We start from the raw sequence: 18701 nt of genomic DNA, 5'->3' as shown, positions 1-18701 counted from the left end.
CGACCAGAAATCGTCAGGCCGGGGTGGAAATCTCGTGAGGCCGATCGAGACGCGATACGCCCGTAGCGGCGATGTGCGGATCGCCTATCAGGTGGTCGGGCAGGGATCGTTCGATCTCGTCTTCGTGCCGGGTTTCATTTCCAACCTCGACCTGCACTGGGAAGACGAGGGCTATACCAGGCTCTTGAAGCGGCTTTCGGCATTCTCGCGGCTGATCCTGTTCGACAAGCGCGGCACCGGTCTTTCCGACCGCGTCGACGCGCATAACCTGCCCAGTCTCGAAATGCGGATGGACGATGTGCGCGCGGTTATGGACGCCGCCGGCAGCGGCCGTGCAGCCCTGCTCGGCTCCTCCGAAGGCGCGCCGATGGCGATGCTGTTCGCCGCCACCTATCCGGAGCGGACGCGAGCTCTGGCGCTCTATGGCGGCTATGCGCATTTCCACAAATGGGTGATGTCGCGCGAACGCCTCGACGCTTTCATCGAGATGGCGGAGACAGCCTGGGGCACCGGCGCCACGCTGCCCCATTTCGCGCCGAGCCGGGTCGACGACGCGCATTTCGCTCAGTGGTGGGCACGTTTCGAACGATTATCGGCGAGCCCGACTTCGGCGGCGGCGCTGTGGCGCATGAACGCCGACGTCGACATCCGCCATATCCTGAGCGTGATCAGCGCGCCGACGCTTGTGATACATCGCCGCAACGATGCGCGGGTCGACCCCGATGCCAGCCGCTTCCTTGCGCAAAAGATTCCCGATGCCCGGCTCGTCGAGATTCCGGGACGCGATCATCCGATCTGGACCGGCGATGTCGATGGGGTGGCCGACTTGATCGAGGAATTCCTGACCGGCGAGCGCGCCGTAGGCGAAGTGGACCGTGTGCTGGCGGCGCTGCTGGTGACACGCATCTACGACACGGCGCGGCTCGGCGACCGCATGTGGAGCGAACGCAGCCAACGCTTTCAGGAAACCTGGCAGCTGCTGGTCGGGCGCCATGGCGGGCGCTCTGTGGGCCTGCAGGGCGAGTTGATGATTTCGCGCTTCGATGGCCCGGCACGCGCCATTCGCTGCGCGGCGGCGCTGCGCGAGGCGGCGCAGGAAATCGGCGTGGCAAGCGCGCAAGGGGCGCATGTCGGCGAGATCGAAGTGCGCGGTCCGCCCGTTGGGATGACGGCGCGGGTGGCGATGCAACTAGCCGCCCATGCCGGCCGCGGCGACATTATCGCGTCGCGTCTGATCGCCGATCTAGCGGCTGGGTCGGGCCTGCATTTCACCGACGCCGGGCGCATCAGCGTCGACGAGTTGGAGGAGCCGTTGGCGCTGGTCCATGCGACGTCCGAACAACACCTGGAACCCGCCTGCCGGCCCAAACCCAAGGCTGCCGAGCCTGCCGCATTGACGGCGCGCGAAACCGAGGTGGTGAGCCTCGTCGCCGACGGCAAGAGCAATGCCGCGATCGCCGCCGAATTGAGGCTGAGCGAACACACGGTCAAGCGCCATGTCGCCAACATACTGCTCAAGCTGGACCTGCCGTCGCGGGCGGCGGCGGCGGCGTTCTCAGTCAGGCACCCTGGCCCGCACGGGCCATGAGGGCCATGGCGCTTTCGGGCGAAGCGGCCAAGGGCGGCTAGGCGCTATCAATTCTCCCATGCAGGCCAGGCGGATGTCGCCGGAAAGGTGCTGCGAACGGAGGAGGAAATGCTGACGTCGAACCAAACACTCAAATCGCTTGTGATAGCGGCAGGCATTGGAGCGCTGTTCGCCATCGCTCCGGCAAAGGCCGAGGATGCGTCCGCGGCGGCGACCTACAAGGACATTGAGGCGACGCTCGGCTCGGTGCCGGACATGTTCAAGACGTTGCCGGATGTGGCCGTCGCCGGCGCCTGGGCCGAGATCAAGGGCGTGCAGCTCAACCCGAAGACGGCGCTTGACGGCAAGACCAAGGAACTGCTGGGCCTCGCCGTCGCAGCACAAATCCCGTGCCAGTATTGCATCTATTTCCACACCGAGGCGGCCAGGCTCAACGGCGCCAGCGACGAGGAGATCAAGGAGGCGGTGGCGATGTCCGCGATCGTGCGCCACTGGTCGACGATGCTCAACGGCAGCCAGGTCGATCTGACGACCTTCAAGAAGCAGGCCGACGACGTGTTCGCGGCCGTCAAGGCGAAGTCGCAGTAAAAACCACTGCCTGGCGACAAGCGCCGGGCAGCACTTCGACCATCAACCGCCCGGAAGACGGGCCAATGGAGAATGACATGCTGACCAAGACCCAAACAGTGGATGGCGCGGCGATCAAGAAGGCCATCGAAACCCGTGACGGCAAGATGCTGTCGAGCTTTTATGCCGAAGACGCGCTGGTGCGGGTGATCGACCGCAACAACCCGCCGAGCAAGCCGCGCGAGATCCGCGGACGCGCCGCGATCACCACATTCTGGGACGACATCTGCAGCCGCGCGATGACCCACAAGGTCGATACCACCATCGCCGACGGCGACAGTCTCGCCTTCACCCAGGCCTGCGCCTATCCGGACGGCACCAAGGTGTTCTGCGCGGCGATGCTGGAGCTGAAGGACGGGCGGATCGCAAGGCAGACCGTCGTGCAGGCCTGGGACGAGTAGGCAACAGCCGGTGGATCAACCGCGGCCTGGGCCGCAAAGCTGGAGGAGAAGACGATGTTCAGCGCCAGATGGCAGATCGACGCCAAATTCGGACACAAGCAGACCGTGCTCGACCTGTTGAAGAAATGGGAACGCGAGATCGGCTCGCAGGTCGGCCTCGCCGAGCTGGAGTTCCAGATCATGACCGGTTCTATCGGCGCGCGGGAGGCGACCGTCGAGTCCCATCACCAGGTCGAAAGCCTGGCCCAGTTGGAGGCGTTCTTCGCCAAGATCGGCAAGATCGACGCGCACGCGAAATGGGGCAAGGAGATCGAGCCCTATGTCGTGTCGGGCACCAGCCTATGGAATATTTATCGCGTTGTGGAGTAGCGACTCTTCTCCCCGTGAACGGGGAGAAGAGAAAATAGCCACGCCCGGCCCTTCGCAGGCGCAGGGCGTTCGAAGCTCGAAAAGCCAAGCAATTGGCTTTTCGTTTGCTACGCGGACCACTTCTCAACCATGCGCCACCATCACATGCCGCACGGCGGTGTAGTCCTCCAGCGCATAGAGCGACATGTCCTTGCCGTAGCCGGACTGCTTCAGCCCGCCATGCGGCATCTCGTTGGTCAGCATGAAGTGGGTGTTGATCCATGTGCAGCCATATTGCAGGCGGGCGGCCGTCGCCATGGCGCGCGAGACATCCTTGGTCCATACCGAGGACGCCAGGCCGTAGTCGCTGTCATTGGCCCAGTTCACCGCCTCGTCGACCTCCGAAAAACGAGTAACCGAGACGACCGGGCCGAACACTTCGCGGCGCACGATTTCGTCTTCCTGCAGCGCGCCGGCAACGACTGTCGGCTGGTAGTAGAAGCCGGAACCCTCGCCCGGCTTGCCGCCGGTGGTGATCTCGATGTGGTTCAGTTCCGAGGCGCGCTCGACGAAGCTGGAGACGCGGTCGCGCTGGCGGCGGGAGATGAGTGGGCCGATCTCGTTTTCGGTGTCGTCGGGACGATTGTACTTGATGGTCGAGACGGCCGAGGAGAGATCGGCGACGAGTTTGTCATAGATCTTCCTGCCGGCGTAGATACGGCAGGCGGCGGTGCAGTCCTGGCCGGCATTGTAATAGCCGAAGGCGCGCAGGCCGTTGACCACGGCGCCAAGATCGGCGTCGTCGAAGACGATGACCGGCGCCTTGCCGCCGAGCTCGAGATGCGTGCGCTTGACCGACTTGGCGGCCGCCTGCAGCACTTTCTTGCCGGTGGCGACATCGCCGGTGATCGAGATCATGTTGACCTTGGGATGGTTGATCAGCGTGTTGCCGACGCTGTCGCCGCGGCCGAGCACGACATTGACCACGCCTTCCGGCAGGATTTCCGCAAGGATTTTTGCCAGCTTCAGCGCCGTCAGCGGTGTCTGCTCGGAAGGCTTGAAGACGACGGTGTTGCCGCCGGCGATTGCCGGCGCCAACTTCCAGGCCATCATCATCAGCGGATAGTTCCACGGCGCGATGGAAGCGACGATGCCGATGGCGTCGCGGCGGACCATCGAAGTATGGCCGGGAATGTATTCGCCGGCGACGACGCCGGGCATCGAACGGACGGCACCGGCGAAGAAGCGGTAGCAGTCGACGATGGCCGGGATTTCATCATTGAGCACGGCGTTGATCGGCTTGCCGCAATTGAGCGCCTCGAGCGTGGCGAATTCCTTGGCATCGGCCTCGATGCGGTCGGCGATCTTCAGCAAATAGCCGGAGCGCTGCGCCGGCGTGGTGCGCGACCACAAGACGAACGCTTGTTCGGCGGCAGTGATCGCCGCCTCAATCTGTGCCTGGCTGGCCTCGGGCAGGCTGAGGATGGTCGCCCCGGTCTTTGGATTGAGGATCGGTTCCTCGGTCTCGGTGCCCTTCTCGAATCTCGAGCCGATCAGCATCTGGGTGTCCATAAGGTTTCTCCTTAACAGGAGCGAGTAGCGAGTAGCGAATAGCGAGTAGGGTTTGACTGTCGATCTTCCCTATTCGCTATTCGTCACTCCCTATTCGCTGATTTCATTTTCCACTGCCCGCAATCTGGTCGCCGTCGCGGGTGAGGTAATGGGCGGCAAGGATGGGCAGCAGCGTCACCAGCACCACGACCATGGCGACGACATTGGTCACCGGGCGCTGGCGCGGACGGATCAGCTCTTCCAGCATCCAGATCGGCAATGTCTGCTGCTGGCCGGCGGTGAAGGTGGTGACGATGACCTCGTCGAAGGACAGCGCGAAGGCCAGCATGCCGCCGGCAAGCAGCGCCGTGGCAATGTTGGGCAGCACGACATGTCGGAAGGTCTGAAAACCGTCGGCGCCGAGATCCATCGACGCCTCGATCATCGATCCGGAGGTGCGGCGAAAGCGGGCGACGGCATTGTTGTAGACGACGACGACGCAGAAGGTGGCGTGGCCGAGCACGATCGTCCAGAACGAGAACGGAATGTCGGCGAGCGAAAAGGCCGAGCGCAGCGCGATGCCGGTGATGATGCCGGGCAGCGCGATCGGCAGGATGACCAGCAGCGAGATGGTTTCGCGGCCGAAGAATTTTGTCCGTGAAACCGCCGCCGAACAGAGCGTGCCGAGGACGAGCGCGATCGCCGTCGAGATCGCGGCAACCCTGACCGACAGCGACAATGCCTGCCAGACATCCGGCCGGTTCCAGGTGACGGCGAACCATTGCGTCGTCAGGCCGGGGGGTGGCCAGACAAAGCTCTTCTCCTCGGTGGTGAAGGCATAGACGAAGATCAGCAGGATCGGCAGATGCAGGAACAGCAGGCCGCAGGCGGCGGCGATCTTCAGGCCGAGCGGCGCCGACTGGGAACCATCAGAGCGCATCGAAGGCCCCCATGCGCTTGGCGCCCCAGAGGTAGAAGCCCATGATGACGATCGGCACCACGGTGAAGGCGGCGGCGAGCGGGATGTTGCCGGCCGTGCCTTGCTGCGAATAGACCGCCTGGCCGATGAACAGCCGCGAGGTACCGATGATCTGCGGGATGATGTAGTCGCCCAGCGTAAGCGAGAAGGTGAAGATCGAACCGGCGACGATGCCCGGCAGCGCCAGCGGGAACAGCACGTTGCGGAAGGTCTGTCCCGGAGAGGCGCCGAGATCAGACGAGGCCTCGACGAGATTGCCGGGCACGCGCTCGAGCGCCGCCTGTACCGGCAGGATCATGAACGGTAACCAGACATAGACGAAGACGATGAAGGTGCCGGTGAACGATACCGACAGCGAATTGCCGCCGACGATCGGCAGCGACAGCCAGGCGTCGAGCACCCACAACAAATGCAGCTTGGCGAGGAGCCAGGTGAGGATGCCTTCCTTGGCCAGGATGAGCTTCCAGGCGTAGATCTTGACCAGATAGCTCGACCACAGCGGCAGCATGATGCCGAGATAGAACAAGGCCTTCCAGCGACCGCGCGCATAGCGCGCCGCGTAGTAGGCGATGGGGAAAGCGATGACGGCCGAGGCCAGCGTGACCAGAGCCGCCATCGTCACCGTGCGCAGGATGATATCGAGATTGGCGGCCTGGAACAGGTCACCATAGGTCTTGAGCGTGAACTCACGGTTGATGAGACCGGAAAACTCGTCGATGGAGAAAAAGCTCTGCGCCAGGAGCGCAAACAGCGAGCCGATATAGACGATGCCCAGCCAAAGCACCGGCGGCAGCAGCATGAGCAACAGCAGGACCTTCGGCTTGCGCCAGAAAAGGTCCGACAGCGCGCCACGCAGGCCGCCGCTGCCCGGCAGGATGGCGGGCGCGGGATTGGAGCTGAGCGCGGCGGTCGTCATGATGGAGCTCTGTACTCATGGAGGATGTATGAGAGGCCGAGATCCTTCACACCCCCCTCTGTCCTGCCGGACATCTCCCCCGCAAGGGGGGAGATCAGCAGCTTGTCCGCCTCACCGGCTCTGCAGCGTTGGAAGCTGGCGAAGCCAGTGGTAACAGCCAATCTCCCCCCTTGCGGGGGAGATGTCCGGCAGGACAGAGGGGGGTGCAATGCGCAAACCTTCATCATGCCGGCTCGTCCATCAGATGCAGGTGCTCGCGGTTAAAAGTCAGCACGACCGCCTCGCCTTCCCCAGGCAAGGCCGTGCCGGCCGGCACGATGGCGTGCAGTCGAAGGCCGTCGGCGTCGAGCGCCAGTTTTGTCGTGGCGCCGAGATAGTTGGTCGAGACGAGGCGGGCGGACACGCCTTCACCACTTGTGCCCCCGCTGGCCGCGCGGCCGACGCGAATGGATTCAGGGCGGAGACTCCCCCAGCGATGCTGGCCGGAATAACGCTGGACGAAATCCGGTGGCAGTACATTCGATGAGCCGACAAAATCGGCAACAAAACGCGTCTTCGGCCGCTGGTAGATATCCTCCGGCGTGCCGATCTGCATGATCTTGCCGTCGTTGAAAACGGCGACGCGGTCGGCCATCGACAGTGCTTCGCCCTGGTCGTGGGTGACGAAGACGAAGGTGATGCCGAGCGCCTTCTGCAGCGACTTCAGCTCCTCCTGCATGTTCTCGCGCAATTTGAGGTCGAGCGCGCCGAGCGGCTCGTCGAGCAGCAGCACCTTTGGCTGGTTGACCAGCGCACGGGCGAGCGCGACGCGCTGGCGCTGGCCGCCGGAAAGCTGGCCGGGGCGGCGGGCGCCATAGCCGGGCAGCCGCACCAGTGACAGCGCCTCTTCCGCCGCCTTGTGCCGCTGAGCCTTGCCGACGCCCTTGACCATCAGCCCGTAGGCGACGTTGTCGAGCACGTTCAGATGCGGGAACAGCGCATAGTCCTGAAACACGGTGTTGACGTTGCGGCGATAGGGCGGAACGCCCTCGGCGCGTTCGCCGAAGATCGAGATCGAGCCCGATGTCGGCTGCTCGAAGCCGGCGATGAGGCGCAGGCAAGTGGTCTTGCCGGAACCGGACGGCCCGAGCATGGCGAAGAATTCCCCCGGCGCGATATCGAGATCGACCGCGTCGACGGCGCGCACGCTGCCGAAATGGCGCGAGGCTTTCTGGAAGGAGACGGCGGAGGTCATGGGCTGTCAGTCCGTTGCCGGTTTGGTGTGCTGATGTCGCGCGACGTCCTACCTCCCCCCTTATGGAGAGGTCGCGGCGAAGCCGCGGGTGGGGGTGCCTCGAAAAACGCCGAGCCGACCCCACCCCGACGCTATGCGTCGACCCTCCCCACGAGAGGGAGGGTAAGAAAAATCACCGCCCGCCGATGACGCCGATATAGTCCGACACCCAGCGGTAGTAGGGCACGCACTGGTCGTTCTGGGTGGTGCATTTCGACACCGGCGTCTTCCAGAACTTGATCTTGTCGAAATTCTCGTAGCCGTTGGTCTTGCAGCCTTCGTCGGTCAAAAGCTCGTTGCCCTTGCAGGCGGCGGGCACGACGGGCAGCGAACCGAACCAGGCCGAGACATCGCCCTGCACCTTGGGCGACAGCGAATGTTCCATCCACATATAGGCGCAGTTTGGGTTGGCCGAATCGGCTTCCATCATCGTGGTGTCGGCCCAACCGGTGGCGCCCTCCTCCGGGATGGTGGACGCGACCGGCTTCTTGGCGGCGACCAGCGTGTTGACCTGATACGGCCACGAGCCGGAAGCGACGACGCCTTCGTTCTGGAAATCGTCGACCTGAATGGCGGCGTCGTGCCAATAGCGGCCGACCAGCGTGCGCTGGACGCGCAGCAATTCCAGCGCAGCCTTGTACTGATCCTCGTTCAGTTCGTAGGGATCCTTGATGCCGAGTTCCGGCTTGTGGAACATCAGATAGTTGGCGGCGTCCGCGACGTGGATCGGCCCGTCATAGGCTTGGACGCGGCCCTTGTTGGACTTGCCGTCAGGCAGCTTCATTTCCTCGAAGACGATGTTCCAGCTCTTGGGAGCCTCCTTGAACACGTCGGTGTTGTACATGAGGACGTTCGGACCCCACTGGTAGGGAACGCCGTAATGGGCGCCGCCAACGGTGAACCACGGCGCGTCCTTGAGGCGCTCGTCGACGGTCTTCCAGCTCGGGATGAGATCGGTGTTGATCGGCTGCACGCGCTTGCCGGCAACGAGGCGCAGCGAGGCATCGCCCGAAGCCGTGACGAGGTCGAAGCCGCCCTCATTCATCAGCGAGACCATTTCATCGGAGGTGTTGGCGGTCTTGACGTTGACCTTGCAGCCGGTCTCCTTCTCGAAGGAGGTCACCCAGTCATAACCCTTGTCGGTTTCGCCGCGCTCGATATAGCCCGGCCAGGCAACGATGTTGACCTGACCTTCGCCCTTGCCAAGTTCCTTGACCTGGGCGACGGCCTGACCGGAAAAGGTCAGCGCAACCGTCAGAGCAGTGCATGACTTCAGGAATGAATTCATTGTCGATCTCCCATTTAGGCGCCTGACCCTGAAAGCCGGTTTCGGTCTTCGCTAGGGGTCACGCGCGGACTGAAAACTGTCAGTTCGTCCGTTGGGCTTGATGCCGCTCTGATGGCGGCTTTGGTCCCTAACCGAAAGTGCTTCGAAAATTCCGGTTTCGCAAATTCATTTATCAGAAGGGCGATATCGGTTTTTCCGATAGGTGGGCAGCCGATCTCTCAGGGACGCTGGCGGACCGTCCGTTGCGACTGGGCAAGGCCGATGAAATCGCGCGCCGCCTGCGGCAGACCGGAGCCGCGCCGCCAGACCATGCCGACCTGGACCACCGGCAAGGAGCCGGAAATATCGCGCGATTCGATGCGGTCGCCTTCCAGCGACCAGGGCCGGTAGACGAGGTCGGGCAGCAGCGCCACACCGGCGCCGGTGGCGACCAGACTGCGCACGGCCTCCACGGAACGGGTGCGGAAGGCGACATGCGGCTTGGCGCCGATCGCCGTCAGCAGCTTGCCGGTATTCTCCTCGATCTCGTCGACGGTCAGCATGATCAGCGTTTCGGAGGCAATGTCGCCAATGCCGATGATGTCGGCGCCGACGAGCGGATGACCGAGCGGCAGCCACAGCCGATAGGCCGAGACTTCGAGGATTTCCGACTGCAACGCGGTGCGGTCGCGCAAATTGGAGGTGACCATGACGGCAATGTCGAGCTTGCCGCCGATCAGGAGGTGTTCGAGATAATCGCCATTGTCCTCGATGGCAGAGACCTCGACGCCGGGATAGGCGCGGCGGTAGCGGGCGAGCAGATCCGACAGCACATAGCCGGCGACCAGTGAGGTGACGCCGAGCTGCAGCCGGCCGGCCGCCACCGTCTGCTCGCCCGAGAAAGAGCGGCGCGCGTCGGAAACGTCCGCGAGAATCTTCGTCGCGTGGCGCAGGAACTGGTGGCCCTTGTGGGTGATGTTGAGGCCACGCGGATGGCGTTCGAACAGTTCGACGCCGAGATCGCTTTCGAGCTCCTTGATCGCTTCGGTGACCGACGATTGCGAGATTGACAGGTTCTGCGCGGCGCCCGAGACCGTGCCTTGCTCGGCGACTGCGATGAAGAACTGCAACTGGCGGATGGTGAAAGCCATGGCCGGACTAAACACGGCGGACGCGATGCTGGGAAGTGGCAACCGGCGAACACTTGACGCCTTCGCCTATCGTAACTAACTAAGTTACATGAAGCGCAACAGCCGACTGTCCTCGACCTTGCACATTCTCGTCCACATGGCCGAGAAGCCCGAACAGGCGCTGACCTCCGAGCAGCTTGCCACCTTCATCCACACCAATCCGGTCGTGGTCCGCCGCACCATCGCAGGCTTGCGCGATGCCGGCATCGTCACCTCGTCACGCGGGCACGGTGGCGGCTGGCTGCTCGGACGGGCGCCCGAGAAAATCTCCCTGGCCGAGATCAGCGCAGCGCTTGGCGAGACGCTGCTGCCGTTCAGCACCGAGCCGGAAAGCCCCGGCTGCCTCGTCGAGCAGGCGGTGATCGCCGTGCTCGACGATTTTCGCATCGCCGCCGAAAAGCTGCTGGCGGAGAAACTGAGCCGCATCACGCTGGCCGACCTGACCGCCGATTTCCGCCGCCGTTTTGACCTCATTGGAGTCTCCAGCCATGCAGTATGATCTTGCCGTCGTCGGCGGCAGCTTTGCCGGCCTGTCCGCCGCCATCCAGGTGGCGCGCGCAGGACGCAAGGTGCTGGTGATCGACGCCGGCCAGCCGCGCAACCGCTTTGCCGAGCATTCGCACGGCTTCCTCGGACATGACGGGCGCGCGCCCGGCGCAATCCTGGATGACGCAAGGCGGCAGCTGCTGGCCTATCCGACAGCCAGGGTTGTCGACAGGCGTGCGGACAAGGCCGTTGCTGCTGACAGCAGCGATTTCGAAATCGCCACCGACGGCGGCGAGACATTCGGCGCCACACGGCTGGTGCTGGCCATCGGGGTGCGCGATATCCTGCCGGAGGTTGCCGGTCTTGCCGAGCTCTGGGGCAGAAAAGTGCTGCACTGCCCCTATTGCCACGGCTACGAGGTTTCCGGCGGGCCGCTCGGCGTGCTCGCAACCGGCCCGATGTCCCTGCATCAGGCGCAATTGATCGCCGATTGGGGCGATGTCACGCTGTTCGGCAACGGCCTGTTCGAGCCTGACACAGAGCAGATGCGCGCGCTGGAGAGCCGAAAGGTGCGGTTTGAGCCCACCAGCGTTGCCGAGCTGCGGGAAGACGGCTCCGGCGGGTTGATCGTCCACCTCGACGATAGCCGAAAGGCCGGCGTCAGGGCGATGTTCACCGCGCCGCGCAACACCATGGCCAGCCCGCTGGCCGAACAGCTCGGCTGCGGCTTCACCGAAGGCCTTCTCGGTCCGATAATCACCGTCGATGACAGGCAGCAGACGACCGTGCCCGGCGTCTACGCCGCCGGCGACGCGGCACGTTCGATGCACAACATCGCCTTTGCGGTATCGGCTGGCACCTTTGCGGGCGTCTGCGCCCACCAGTCGCTGGTGTTTAGCTAAAACCCGGCTTCCTCGTCGGCGATGCTAAGCCGCGCGCCGGCCTGCGCAAGGGCGGCGGCCAGGTCGTGCGGCGGCGAGCGATCGGTGGCGAGTTCGGAAAAGCTGTCGAAGCCGCAGACCTGGACCAGACCAAGACGGCCGAATTTCGAGTGATCGGTGATGACCAGGGACCGCTGGCCGCGCGACAGCACCATGCGGGCGAACTCGGCTTCATCCAGATCAAAATCCATGACGCCCATCACCGCGTCGACGCCGCCGGTGGAAATGATGGCGTGGCTGACCGAAAAACGACTGACAAAATCGATTGCCGAGGCGCCGAAAGCAGCGCCGGAATCGCTGCGCAGCTCGCCGCCCGCCATATAGACCTTGTTGCCGTTGATGGTGGCCAGCGTGCGGGCAATATCCGAGGAATTGGTGACGACCGTCAGGCGCCGGTGGCCAAGCAGTTCACGCGCAAGGAACGAGGTCGTCGTGCCGGTGTCGAGCATGATCGATTCGCCGTCGCGTATGGTGGCGGCGACCATGCGGGCAATGACGCGCTTGGCGTCGGCGTTCTCACGCATACGCCGCTCGAACGGCGCTTCGCCGATCATCGACGGCAGGCCGATGGCGCCATGCATCTTGAGGACAGAGCCATCACCAGTCAGTGGCTTGACGTCGCGGCGCACTGTCTCGAGCGACACGCCCAGCCGGTCGGCCAGACTGGCGATGGTGACGGTGCCCTCTTCCTGCAGGAGACGCAGGATCTCGCCGTGTCGTTTGGACTGGGCCATCTGGTTTCCCGAACTGATGCTCCTGACCGATTCTAAGGTAATTCAAGTGCTTTTAAAGGAACTACCTTATGCTTTCGGGCAAAATACCCAAAAAAAGTCACACCTTTTTATTGACAAGCGGGCAACCCGGGCGTGAAATCAAAGACATCAACAGGCTTCAGATCTGCGACTGGGGGCAGAGACGCAACTCAGTGGTCAGGCCGTTTGGAACGTGCCTGTACAAGGAATTTTCAGATCCGCGGGGGCGGATGCCGGGCTCAAAAACCTGGCCAAGGGGCTCGTCGGTGCGGTGCGGGATACCGATCCTGGCGTCCCGCACCGACGAGAGTATTTACGTTTCTCCCCGCCGTCGTTGCGCTGTTCACGGCGCCTTGTCGAAGCCCAGCAAACCAGGGATGATTCCGTGACCGCCGAAGATCGCATCCGCGCCCTGCCCTGCTGGACCGGTGGCATCGAGATCGCACCGCTGCCCGGCGGCCTGAGCAACGCGAATTATGTGGTCACGGACGCGGCCGGACGACATGTCGTGCGCTTCGGCAAGGACTATCCGTTCCACCATGTCTTTCGCGAGCGCGAGGTTATGACCGCGCGGGCGGCGCATGCCGCCGGTTTCGCGCCAGCCGTCCACCATGCCGAACCGGGCATACTGGTAACGGAATTTCTCGGTGCGAAAACCTATCTGGCGGAAGACGTGCGCGCCAATCTCGGCCGCGTCGCGGCTCTGATGCGCGCCTTCCACCGGGAGATGCCCAATCACGTTTCCGGCGCCGGCTTCATGTTCTGGGTGTTCCATGTCATCCGCGACTATGCGCGCACGCTTGAAGAGGGCGGGAGCCGCAAGCGCAGCGACTTGCCGCGCCTTTTGACACTGGCCGACGAACTGGAGCGCGCGCAGAAGCTGCTGCCGATCGTCTTTGGCCACAATGATCTGCTGCCGGCCAACATTCTCGATGACGGCAACAGGCTGTGGCTGATCGACTTCGAATATGCCGGTTTCAACACGGCGATGTTCGACCTCGCAGGCGCCGCCTCCAACGCCGGCATGAGCGACGAGGAATCCTTCGCCTTCCTGACAGCCTACTTCATGAAGGAGCCGGACGATGCGATCCGCCGTTCGCACGCGGCCATGCAATGCGCCTCGCTGCTGCGCGAGGCGATGTGGAGCATGGTCTCCGAGCTCTATCTCGACGCGCCAGGCATCGACTACGTCGCCTACACCGAGGAAAACCTCGTCCGGCTCGACGCGGCACTTGAAAACTACCGGACAAAATACGGGATACAGAAATCATGACATTGCCGAGCCAGGCCGCCATCGTCGTCATCGGCGGCGGCATCATCGGCTGTTCGACGGCCTATCATCTGGCGCGCGACCATAAGGCTGACGTGGTGCTGCTGGAGCAGGGCAAGCTGACCTCGGGTTCGACCTGGCATGCGGCCGGCCTTGTCGGGCAATTGCGCTCGTCGGCGTCTATCACCCGCGTGCTGAAATACTCCGTCGACCTCTACAAGGGACTGGAGGCCGAGACCGGTCTCGCCACCGGCTGGAAGATGACCGGCTGCCTCAGGCTCGCCACCAATGCCGACCGCTGGACGGAGTACAAAAGGCTGGCGACAACAGCAAAAAGCTTCGGCATGGACATGCAATTGCTGTCGCCGGACGAGGTGAAAAGAATGTGGCCGCTGCTGGAGACCGGCGATCTCGTCGGCGCCTCCTGGCTGCCGACCGATGGCCAGGCGAGCCCCTCCGACATCACGCAGTCGCTGGCCAAGGGCGCGCGCATGCATGGCGCCAAACTGTTCGAGGATGTCCGTGTCACCGGCTTCGAAATGAAGGACGGCCGCATCACGGCGGTGAAGACCAGCAAGGGCGACATCGCCTGCGACAAGGTGGTCAACTGTGCGGGCCAATGGGCGCGGCAAGTGGGGGCCATGGCCGGCATCAACGTGCCGCTTCAGCCGGTGAAGCACCAGTACATCATCACCGAGAAGATCGACGGTCTGGCGACCGACGCGCCGACCATCCGCGACCCTGACCGACGCACCTATTTCAAGGAGGAAGTCGGCGGGCTGGTGATGGGCGGCTATGAGCCGAACCCGCAGGCCTGGGCGACTGGTCTCCCCGGCGGCGACGTACCCAATGATTGGGAGTTCAGGCTGTTCGACGACGACTACGACCATTTCGAGCAGCACATGAGCCAAGCGATCGCGCGCGTGCCGGCGCTGGAAACCGTCGGCGTCAAGCAGATGATCAACGGGCCGGAGAGTTTTACGCCGGACGGCAATTTCATTCTCGGCACAGCGCCCGAATGTGCCAACATGTTCGTCGGCGCCGGCTTCAACGCCTTCGGCATCGCCTCGGGCGGCGGCGCCGGCTGGGTGCTGGCGCAGTGGGTGGTCGACGGCGAAGCGCCGCTCGACCTTTGGGTGGTCGACATCAGGCGCTTTTCCAACCTGCACCGCGACCGTCAGTGGGTCCGCGACCGCACGCTGGAGGCCTATGGCAAGCACTATACGATCGGCTTCCCGCATGAGGAGTATGCCAGCGGGAGGCCCCGTATCCTCTCGCCGCTCTACGACAGGCTGAAACAGCATAATGCTGTGTTCGGCTCGAAGCTCGGCTGGGAGCGGCCGAACTGGTTCGCGCCCGAAGGCGTCGAGCCGCAGGACATCTATTCGATGGGCCAGCAGAACTGGTTCGCGGCGGTCGGCGACGAACACCGTCATGTGCGCGAAAAGGTTGGCATATTCGATCAATCCTCCTTCGCCAAATACGAGTTGAGCGGGCCCGATGCGCTGAAGGCGCTGGACTGGATCTGCGCCAACGACGTCAGCAAACCGGTCGGCCGGCTGACCTACACGCAGCTTCTCAACACGCGCGGCGGTATCGAGGCTGATCTCACTGTGGCGAGGCTGGCCGAGGAGAAATTCTACATCGTCACCGGCACAGGTTTCCGCACGCATGATTTCTCATGGATCAGCGATCATATCGGCGAAGGGCTCGACGCCAGGCTTGTCGACGTCACCGAGGATTTCGGCACGCTGTCGCTGATGGGTCCTCGGGCGCGCGACGTGCTCTCGGCGGCGACCGGAACCGACGTGTCGAATGCCGGCTTCCCGTTCGGCCATGTGCATGAGATTGCCATCGCCGGCCACACGGTTCGGGCGCTGCGCGTCACCTATGTCGGCGAACTCGGCTGGGAACTGCATGTGCCGATCGCGGCCACCGGCGAAGTCTTCGACGCGCTGCTGGCGGCAGGCGAGAAGCATGACATCCGCCCGGTCGGCTATCGGGCGCTGGAATCGCTAAGGCTGGAAAAAGGCTATCGCGCCTGGGGCTCCGACATCACCCCCAACGACACGCCGCAGGAAGCCGGGCTCGGTTGGGCGGTCAAGCTGCGCAAGAACACCGATTTCGTTGGACGGCGCGCGCTGGAGAAGACCAGCGGCGCGGCACTGAAGAAACGCTTTGCCGGCTTCACGGTCGACGACCCCGAGATCGTGCTGCTCGGTCGCGAAACCATACTGCGCAATGGCGATCCGGTCGGTTATCTCAGCAGCGGTGGTTATGGCTACACGCTGGGCAAGACCATCGGCTACGGCTATGTGCGCAACGCCGACGGGGTGAGCGACGATTTTCTGGTCTCGGGCGACTATGAACTGGTGGTTGCGATGGAGAGGACACCGGCCAAGATCCATCTCGAGCCGATGTACGACCCGGCAGGCGCCAGGGTCAAAGCGTAGGTCAGGTCACGCGCAGTGCGAGACCGCGGCTGGGCACGGTGTCGGCTTCGCCCGGCATGGAGACGTAAGGGCGCGTTTCCTCGACGCGGGTGACGAGGCCTTGCGCCTCGATCTCGCCGACACGCGTGGCAAAGCCGGCATCCCACAGCGTGTTCTTGACCGTCAGCACGATCACGCCGCCCGGGCGGCAGATGCGGATTAGCTCGTCCAGCCCCTCGACGCCGACATGGCCCGAGGTGAAGACGCCGGCCGAGATGATCCCGGCATAGGCATCATCGGCAAAGGGCAGATGACCGCCGAGCGCCAGGCAATGGAGCGCGGAATAGACGCCCTTGCGGGCCGCCTGATCCAGCATGCCTTGTGAAATATCGAGTGCCTCGACTTGCGGGTAACCAGCAATATCAAGCCATTCGCCGATGAGCCCGGTGCCGGCCCCGGCATCGAGCAGCGGTGCTGAACCGCGCGGCAGATGGCGGGCCAGCAAGGCAAGGCAGATCGTCGGATGGCGATAGCCGGCGGCCGACATGTCGGCGTCATAGGTTTCCGACCAGCGATCATAGAGTGCGGCCACCTCTTCGGGCCGCTTTGCCGCGTAGGCCGCGCCGAGCGCGCCATGATGTTTGCTGTCCGCCACTTTTATCCAGTCCGCCAATTTTTGATCTCGCAGTGATGATAGCCAAAGCGCGAAAATTGTGGAACCGTCGCTGCGACAAATAACGGCGTGGGGGCGCAGGCATGGTGACTGACGAGGCGCGTGCGGCACTGGACGCCATTCCCATGCTGGCCGGCTACAGCGGGCCGCTGGAACGGCTGGGCGGCCTCACCAACCTCGTCTTCAAGGCCGGCGACTTCTGCCTGCGCATTCCCGGCAAGGGCACCGAGGAATACATCAACCGGGCCAACGAAGCAGTGGCTGCACGCGAAGCGGCAAAGGCAGGGGTCAGTCCCGAGGTGCTGCATGTCGACCCCGGCACCGGGGTGATGGTGACACGCTACATCGCCGGCGCCGAAACGATGTCGCCGGAGAAATTCCGGACACGTCCGGGCAGTCCGGCCCGCGCCGGCGAGGCCTTTCGCAAGCTGCACGATTCAGGCGCGGTGTTTCCCTTCCGCTTCGAATTGTTCGCGATGATCGACGATTACCTCAAGGTGCTGTCCACCAAGGAGGTCGCCCTGCCCGCCGGTTATCATGACGTGGTGCGCGACGCCGAGAGCGTGCGCTCGGCGCTGGCCGCCTATCCGCTGCCGCTCGTTGCCTGCCACTGCGATCCGCTGTGCGAGAACTTTCTCGATACCGGCGAGCGGATGTGGATCGTCGACTGGGAGTATTCGGGCATGAATGACCCACTCTGGGACCTTGGCGACCTCAGCGTGGAAGGCAAATTCGACACGGGGCAGGATGAGGAGATGATGCGCGCCTATTTCGGCGGCGAGGCCAAGCCGGCGGAGCGCGGCCGCATCGTCATCTACAAGGCGATGTGCGACCTGTTGTGGACGCTGTGGGGGCTGATCCAGCTCGCCAACAACAATCCGGTCGATGATTTTCGCGCCTATGCCGACGGTCGGTTCGCGCGCTGCAAGGCGCTGATGGAGACGACGGAGTTTTCACGGCACCTGGCGGCGATACGTCAGGGCTGAGCCTACTAATTCACGCCCTTCGGCACGTTTTCGGGCGGCACCGCAGTCTCGACCACTTTCTGGCGGTGGAAGATGAACAGGCCGGCCAGAACGACGATGCCCGAGCCGATCAGTATGCGCGGGCCTGGCACGTCGCCGAAGAATGCCAGTCCGAACACCACCGCCCACAGCAGCAGCGTGTAGTGCAGCGGCGCCAATGTCGAAGCCGGCGCCAGCTTGAGCGCCCTGGTGATCATCAGATGCGCGCCGCAGGAGACGATGCCGAGCAGCAGCATGGCGCCGAGATCGAGCGCCGACGGCGTCTGCCAGGCGCCGATGGTCAGCACACCCCCGACCAGCAGCGTGCCGATAGTCTGCCATGTCACCAGATTGGTGTCGCTGGTGCCGCGCAGCCGGCGGTTGAGGATGATGGCGAAGGCGAAGGAGATGCTGCCCACCAGCGCAAAGCCCGACGACAGCGAGAACGCCGCCGAGGACGGTTTCAGCATGATCAAAACGCCGCAGAAGCCGAGCAGGATCGCCATCCAGCGGCGCCAACCGACCTTTTCGCCAAGCAAGAGGTGCGAGAGCGCCGCAACGTAGATCGGCCCGGCCATGTAGAAACTCATGACATCGGCAAGCGGCAGATAGACCACGGCGGCATAAAAGAGCGCGGTGTCGAGCGTGGTCATGACAACGCGCAGCAGCTGCAGCTCCAAGCGCTCCATGCGAAACAGCTTGGCCGTGCCTTGATGGGCAATCATCGGGCCAAGCACGAAAAAGGCGCCGATGGAGCGGATCAGCACCACCTGACCGACGGAGAAGCTGGCGACCAGCCACTTGCCCATGGCGTCGTTCAGCGCAAACAGGAAGTCGCCGGCCAGCATCAGCAGAATACCGGCCAAAAGCACATTCCTGATCGTTGAATTCTGCGCCACGGGCTGCGTCATGCCGATCCCGATTCCTCCCTGGTAAGCCGGGTCGTAGACGGAAGCGGCTGCCTTGACGAGGAGAATTCGGGCGATGGGTAAGACCAGCGCCG

General features: G+C 63.7%; 18 protein-coding genes. 9 read left to right on the top strand and 9 right to left on the bottom strand.

The window, feature by feature from the left end; genetic code table 11:
• The first annotated feature begins 34 nt into the window (after positions 1 to 34).
• The 4 genes from NKJ11_RS00195 (at position 35) to NKJ11_RS00180 (ending at position 2985) form a co-directional block, all read left to right on the top strand.
• Positions 35 to 1588, top strand: a complete 1554-nt coding sequence (locus NKJ11_RS00195) for an alpha/beta fold hydrolase (RefSeq protein WP_352610809.1) — start codon at positions 35 to 37, stop codon at positions 1586 to 1588.
• 108 nt (positions 1589 to 1696) lie between these two features.
• Positions 1697 to 2176 (top strand): carboxymuconolactone decarboxylase family protein, encoded by a 480-nt coding sequence (locus NKJ11_RS00190; RefSeq protein WP_023811682.1) that lies wholly within the window; start codon positions 1697 to 1699, stop codon positions 2174 to 2176.
• Positions 2177 to 2253: 77 nt separating this feature from the next.
• Positions 2254 to 2616 carry a nuclear transport factor 2 family protein gene (locus NKJ11_RS00185; RefSeq protein ID WP_352610811.1) on the top strand — a complete coding sequence of 121 codons (363 nt, stop codon included), beginning with the start codon at positions 2254 to 2256 and terminating at the stop codon, positions 2614 to 2616.
• A 54-nt stretch (positions 2617 to 2670) separates the two neighbouring features.
• A complete protein-coding gene (locus tag NKJ11_RS00180) occupies positions 2671 to 2985 on the top strand; it encodes a hypothetical protein (protein WP_127290045.1) in 315 nt (104 codons plus the stop codon).
• Positions 2986 to 3108: 123 nt separating this feature from the next.
• Here NKJ11_RS00180 and NKJ11_RS00175 read toward each other — a convergent pair whose 3' ends face one another.
• The 6 genes from NKJ11_RS00175 to NKJ11_RS00150 all read right to left on the bottom strand — a co-directional run bounded on the left by NKJ11_RS00175 (position 3109) and on the right by NKJ11_RS00150 (position 10101).
• Positions 3109 to 4536, bottom strand: coding sequence for a gamma-aminobutyraldehyde dehydrogenase (locus NKJ11_RS00175; RefSeq protein WP_352439716.1), 1428 nt, complete (start codon positions 4534 to 4536; stop codon positions 3109 to 3111).
• A gap of 103 nt (positions 4537 to 4639) precedes the next feature.
• Positions 4640 to 5455, bottom strand: coding sequence for an ABC transporter permease (locus tag NKJ11_RS00170; RefSeq protein WP_352610813.1), 816 nt, complete (start codon positions 5453 to 5455; stop codon positions 4640 to 4642).
• Entirely contained in the window at positions 5445 to 6410 is a 966-nt protein-coding gene (locus NKJ11_RS00165) for an ABC transporter permease (RefSeq protein ID WP_023811677.1), read from the bottom strand. Before NKJ11_RS00165 ends, NKJ11_RS00170 begins: the two co-directional genes overlap by 11 nt.
• Before the next feature lie 223 nt (positions 6411 to 6633).
• On the bottom strand, positions 6634 to 7644 hold the full coding sequence (locus NKJ11_RS00160) for an ABC transporter ATP-binding protein (RefSeq protein WP_352439717.1): 1011 nt from the start codon (positions 7642 to 7644) through the stop codon (positions 6634 to 6636).
• Positions 7645 to 7816: 172 nt separating this feature from the next.
• A complete protein-coding gene (locus tag NKJ11_RS00155; protein WP_352773509.1) occupies positions 7817 to 8971 on the bottom strand; it encodes an ABC transporter substrate-binding protein in 1155 nt (384 codons plus the stop codon).
• A gap of 218 nt (positions 8972 to 9189) precedes the next feature.
• The gene (locus tag NKJ11_RS00150) at positions 9190 to 10101 is read right to left on the bottom strand and encodes a LysR family transcriptional regulator (RefSeq protein ID WP_023811673.1); all 912 of its coding nucleotides are present in this window, start codon (positions 10099 to 10101) and stop codon (positions 9190 to 9192) included.
• A gap of 88 nt (positions 10102 to 10189) precedes the next feature.
• On the opposite strand from NKJ11_RS00150, the gene NKJ11_RS00145 reads away from it, so the two are divergent.
• Both NKJ11_RS00145 and NKJ11_RS00140 read left to right on the top strand, forming a co-directional pair.
• Entirely contained in the window at positions 10190 to 10639 is a 450-nt protein-coding gene (locus tag NKJ11_RS00145; protein ID WP_128304833.1) for an RrF2 family transcriptional regulator, read from the top strand.
• A complete protein-coding gene (locus NKJ11_RS00140) occupies positions 10629 to 11528 on the top strand; it encodes an NAD(P)/FAD-dependent oxidoreductase (RefSeq protein WP_352792462.1) in 900 nt (299 codons plus the stop codon). The genes NKJ11_RS00145 and NKJ11_RS00140 overlap by 11 nt, the downstream gene beginning before the upstream one ends.
• Here NKJ11_RS00140 and NKJ11_RS00135 read toward each other — a convergent pair.
• On the bottom strand, positions 11525 to 12301 hold the full coding sequence (locus tag NKJ11_RS00135) for a DeoR/GlpR family DNA-binding transcription regulator (protein WP_127290028.1): 777 nt from the start codon (positions 12299 to 12301) through the stop codon (positions 11525 to 11527). The genes NKJ11_RS00140 and NKJ11_RS00135 overlap by 4 nt on opposite strands.
• 403 nt (positions 12302 to 12704) lie before the next feature.
• Between NKJ11_RS00135 and NKJ11_RS00130 the strand changes: the two genes are divergently transcribed.
• A complete protein-coding gene (locus tag NKJ11_RS00130; RefSeq protein ID WP_128304831.1) occupies positions 12705 to 13592 on the top strand; it encodes a phosphotransferase family protein in 888 nt (295 codons plus the stop codon).
• A complete protein-coding gene (locus NKJ11_RS00125) occupies positions 13589 to 16042 on the top strand; it encodes a GcvT family protein (RefSeq protein WP_128304830.1) in 2454 nt (817 codons plus the stop codon). The genes NKJ11_RS00130 and NKJ11_RS00125 overlap by 4 nt, the downstream gene beginning before the upstream one ends.
• A gap of 1 nt (position 16043) precedes the next feature.
• Here NKJ11_RS00125 and NKJ11_RS00120 read toward each other — a convergent pair whose 3' ends face one another.
• The gene (locus tag NKJ11_RS00120) at positions 16044 to 16676 is read right to left on the bottom strand and encodes a class I SAM-dependent DNA methyltransferase (RefSeq protein WP_164893001.1); all 633 of its coding nucleotides are present in this window, start codon (positions 16674 to 16676) and stop codon (positions 16044 to 16046) included.
• Between the two features lie 101 nt (positions 16677 to 16777).
• Between NKJ11_RS00120 and NKJ11_RS00115 the strand changes: the two genes are divergently transcribed.
• Complete coding sequence (locus NKJ11_RS00115) at positions 16778 to 17680, top strand: phosphotransferase family protein (RefSeq protein WP_023811666.1); 903 nt, start codon at positions 16778 to 16780, stop codon at positions 17678 to 17680.
• Between the two features lie 5 nt (positions 17681 to 17685).
• Here the strand turns inward: NKJ11_RS00115 and NKJ11_RS00110 are convergent, their stop codons facing one another.
• On the bottom strand, positions 17686 to 18609 hold the full coding sequence (locus tag NKJ11_RS00110) for a DMT family transporter (protein ID WP_023811665.1): 924 nt from the start codon (positions 18607 to 18609) through the stop codon (positions 17686 to 17688).
• Positions 18610 to 18701: the final 92 nt, after the last annotated feature.

It is taken from the genome of Mesorhizobium sp. M0243, assembly GCF_040321775.1.
GTDB lineage: Bacteria > Pseudomonadota > Alphaproteobacteria > Rhizobiales > Rhizobiaceae > Mesorhizobium.
This window is presented reverse-complemented; position numbering and strand designations above follow the sequence as displayed.

Bases quoted from the DNA above. Each gene is read 5' to 3' on its own strand.
- NKJ11_RS00190 (WP_023811682.1), top strand. From the start codon at position 1,697: ATGCTGACGTCGAACCAAACACTCAAATCGCTTGTGATAGCGGCAGGC.
- NKJ11_RS00185 (WP_352610811.1), top strand. From the start codon at position 2,254: ATGCTGACCAAGACCCAAACAGTGGATGGCGCGGCGATCAAGAAGGCC.
- NKJ11_RS00180 (WP_127290045.1), top strand. From the start codon at position 2,671: ATGTTCAGCGCCAGATGGCAGATCGACGCCAAATTCGGACACAAGCAG.
- NKJ11_RS00175 (WP_352439716.1), bottom strand. From the start codon at position 4,536: ATGGACACCCAGATGCTGATCGGCTCGAGATTCGAGAAGGGCACCGAG.
- NKJ11_RS00170 (WP_352610813.1), bottom strand. From the start codon at position 5,455: ATGCGCTCTGATGGTTCCCAGTCGGCGCCGCTCGGCCTGAAGATCGCC.
- NKJ11_RS00165 (WP_023811677.1), bottom strand. From the start codon at position 6,410: ATGACGACCGCCGCGCTCAGCTCCAATCCCGCGCCCGCCATCCTGCCG.
- NKJ11_RS00160 (WP_352439717.1), bottom strand. From the start codon at position 7,644: ATGACCTCCGCCGTCTCCTTCCAGAAAGCCTCGCGCCATTTCGGCAGC.
- NKJ11_RS00155 (WP_352773509.1), bottom strand. From the start codon at position 8,971: ATGAATTCATTCCTGAAGTCATGCACTGCTCTGACGGTTGCGCTGACC.
- NKJ11_RS00150 (WP_023811673.1), bottom strand. From the start codon at position 10,101: ATGGCTTTCACCATCCGCCAGTTGCAGTTCTTCATCGCAGTCGCCGAG.
- NKJ11_RS00145 (WP_128304833.1), top strand. From the start codon at position 10,190: ATGAAGCGCAACAGCCGACTGTCCTCGACCTTGCACATTCTCGTCCAC.
- NKJ11_RS00140 (WP_352792462.1), top strand. From the start codon at position 10,629: ATGCAGTATGATCTTGCCGTCGTCGGCGGCAGCTTTGCCGGCCTGTCC.
- NKJ11_RS00135 (WP_127290028.1), bottom strand. From the start codon at position 12,301: ATGGCCCAGTCCAAACGACACGGCGAGATCCTGCGTCTCCTGCAGGAA.
- NKJ11_RS00125 (WP_128304830.1), top strand. From the start codon at position 13,589: ATGACATTGCCGAGCCAGGCCGCCATCGTCGTCATCGGCGGCGGCATC.
- NKJ11_RS00115 (WP_023811666.1), top strand. From the start codon at position 16,778: ATGGTGACTGACGAGGCGCGTGCGGCACTGGACGCCATTCCCATGCTG.
- NKJ11_RS00110 (WP_023811665.1), bottom strand. From the start codon at position 18,609: ATGACGCAGCCCGTGGCGCAGAATTCAACGATCAGGAATGTGCTTTTG.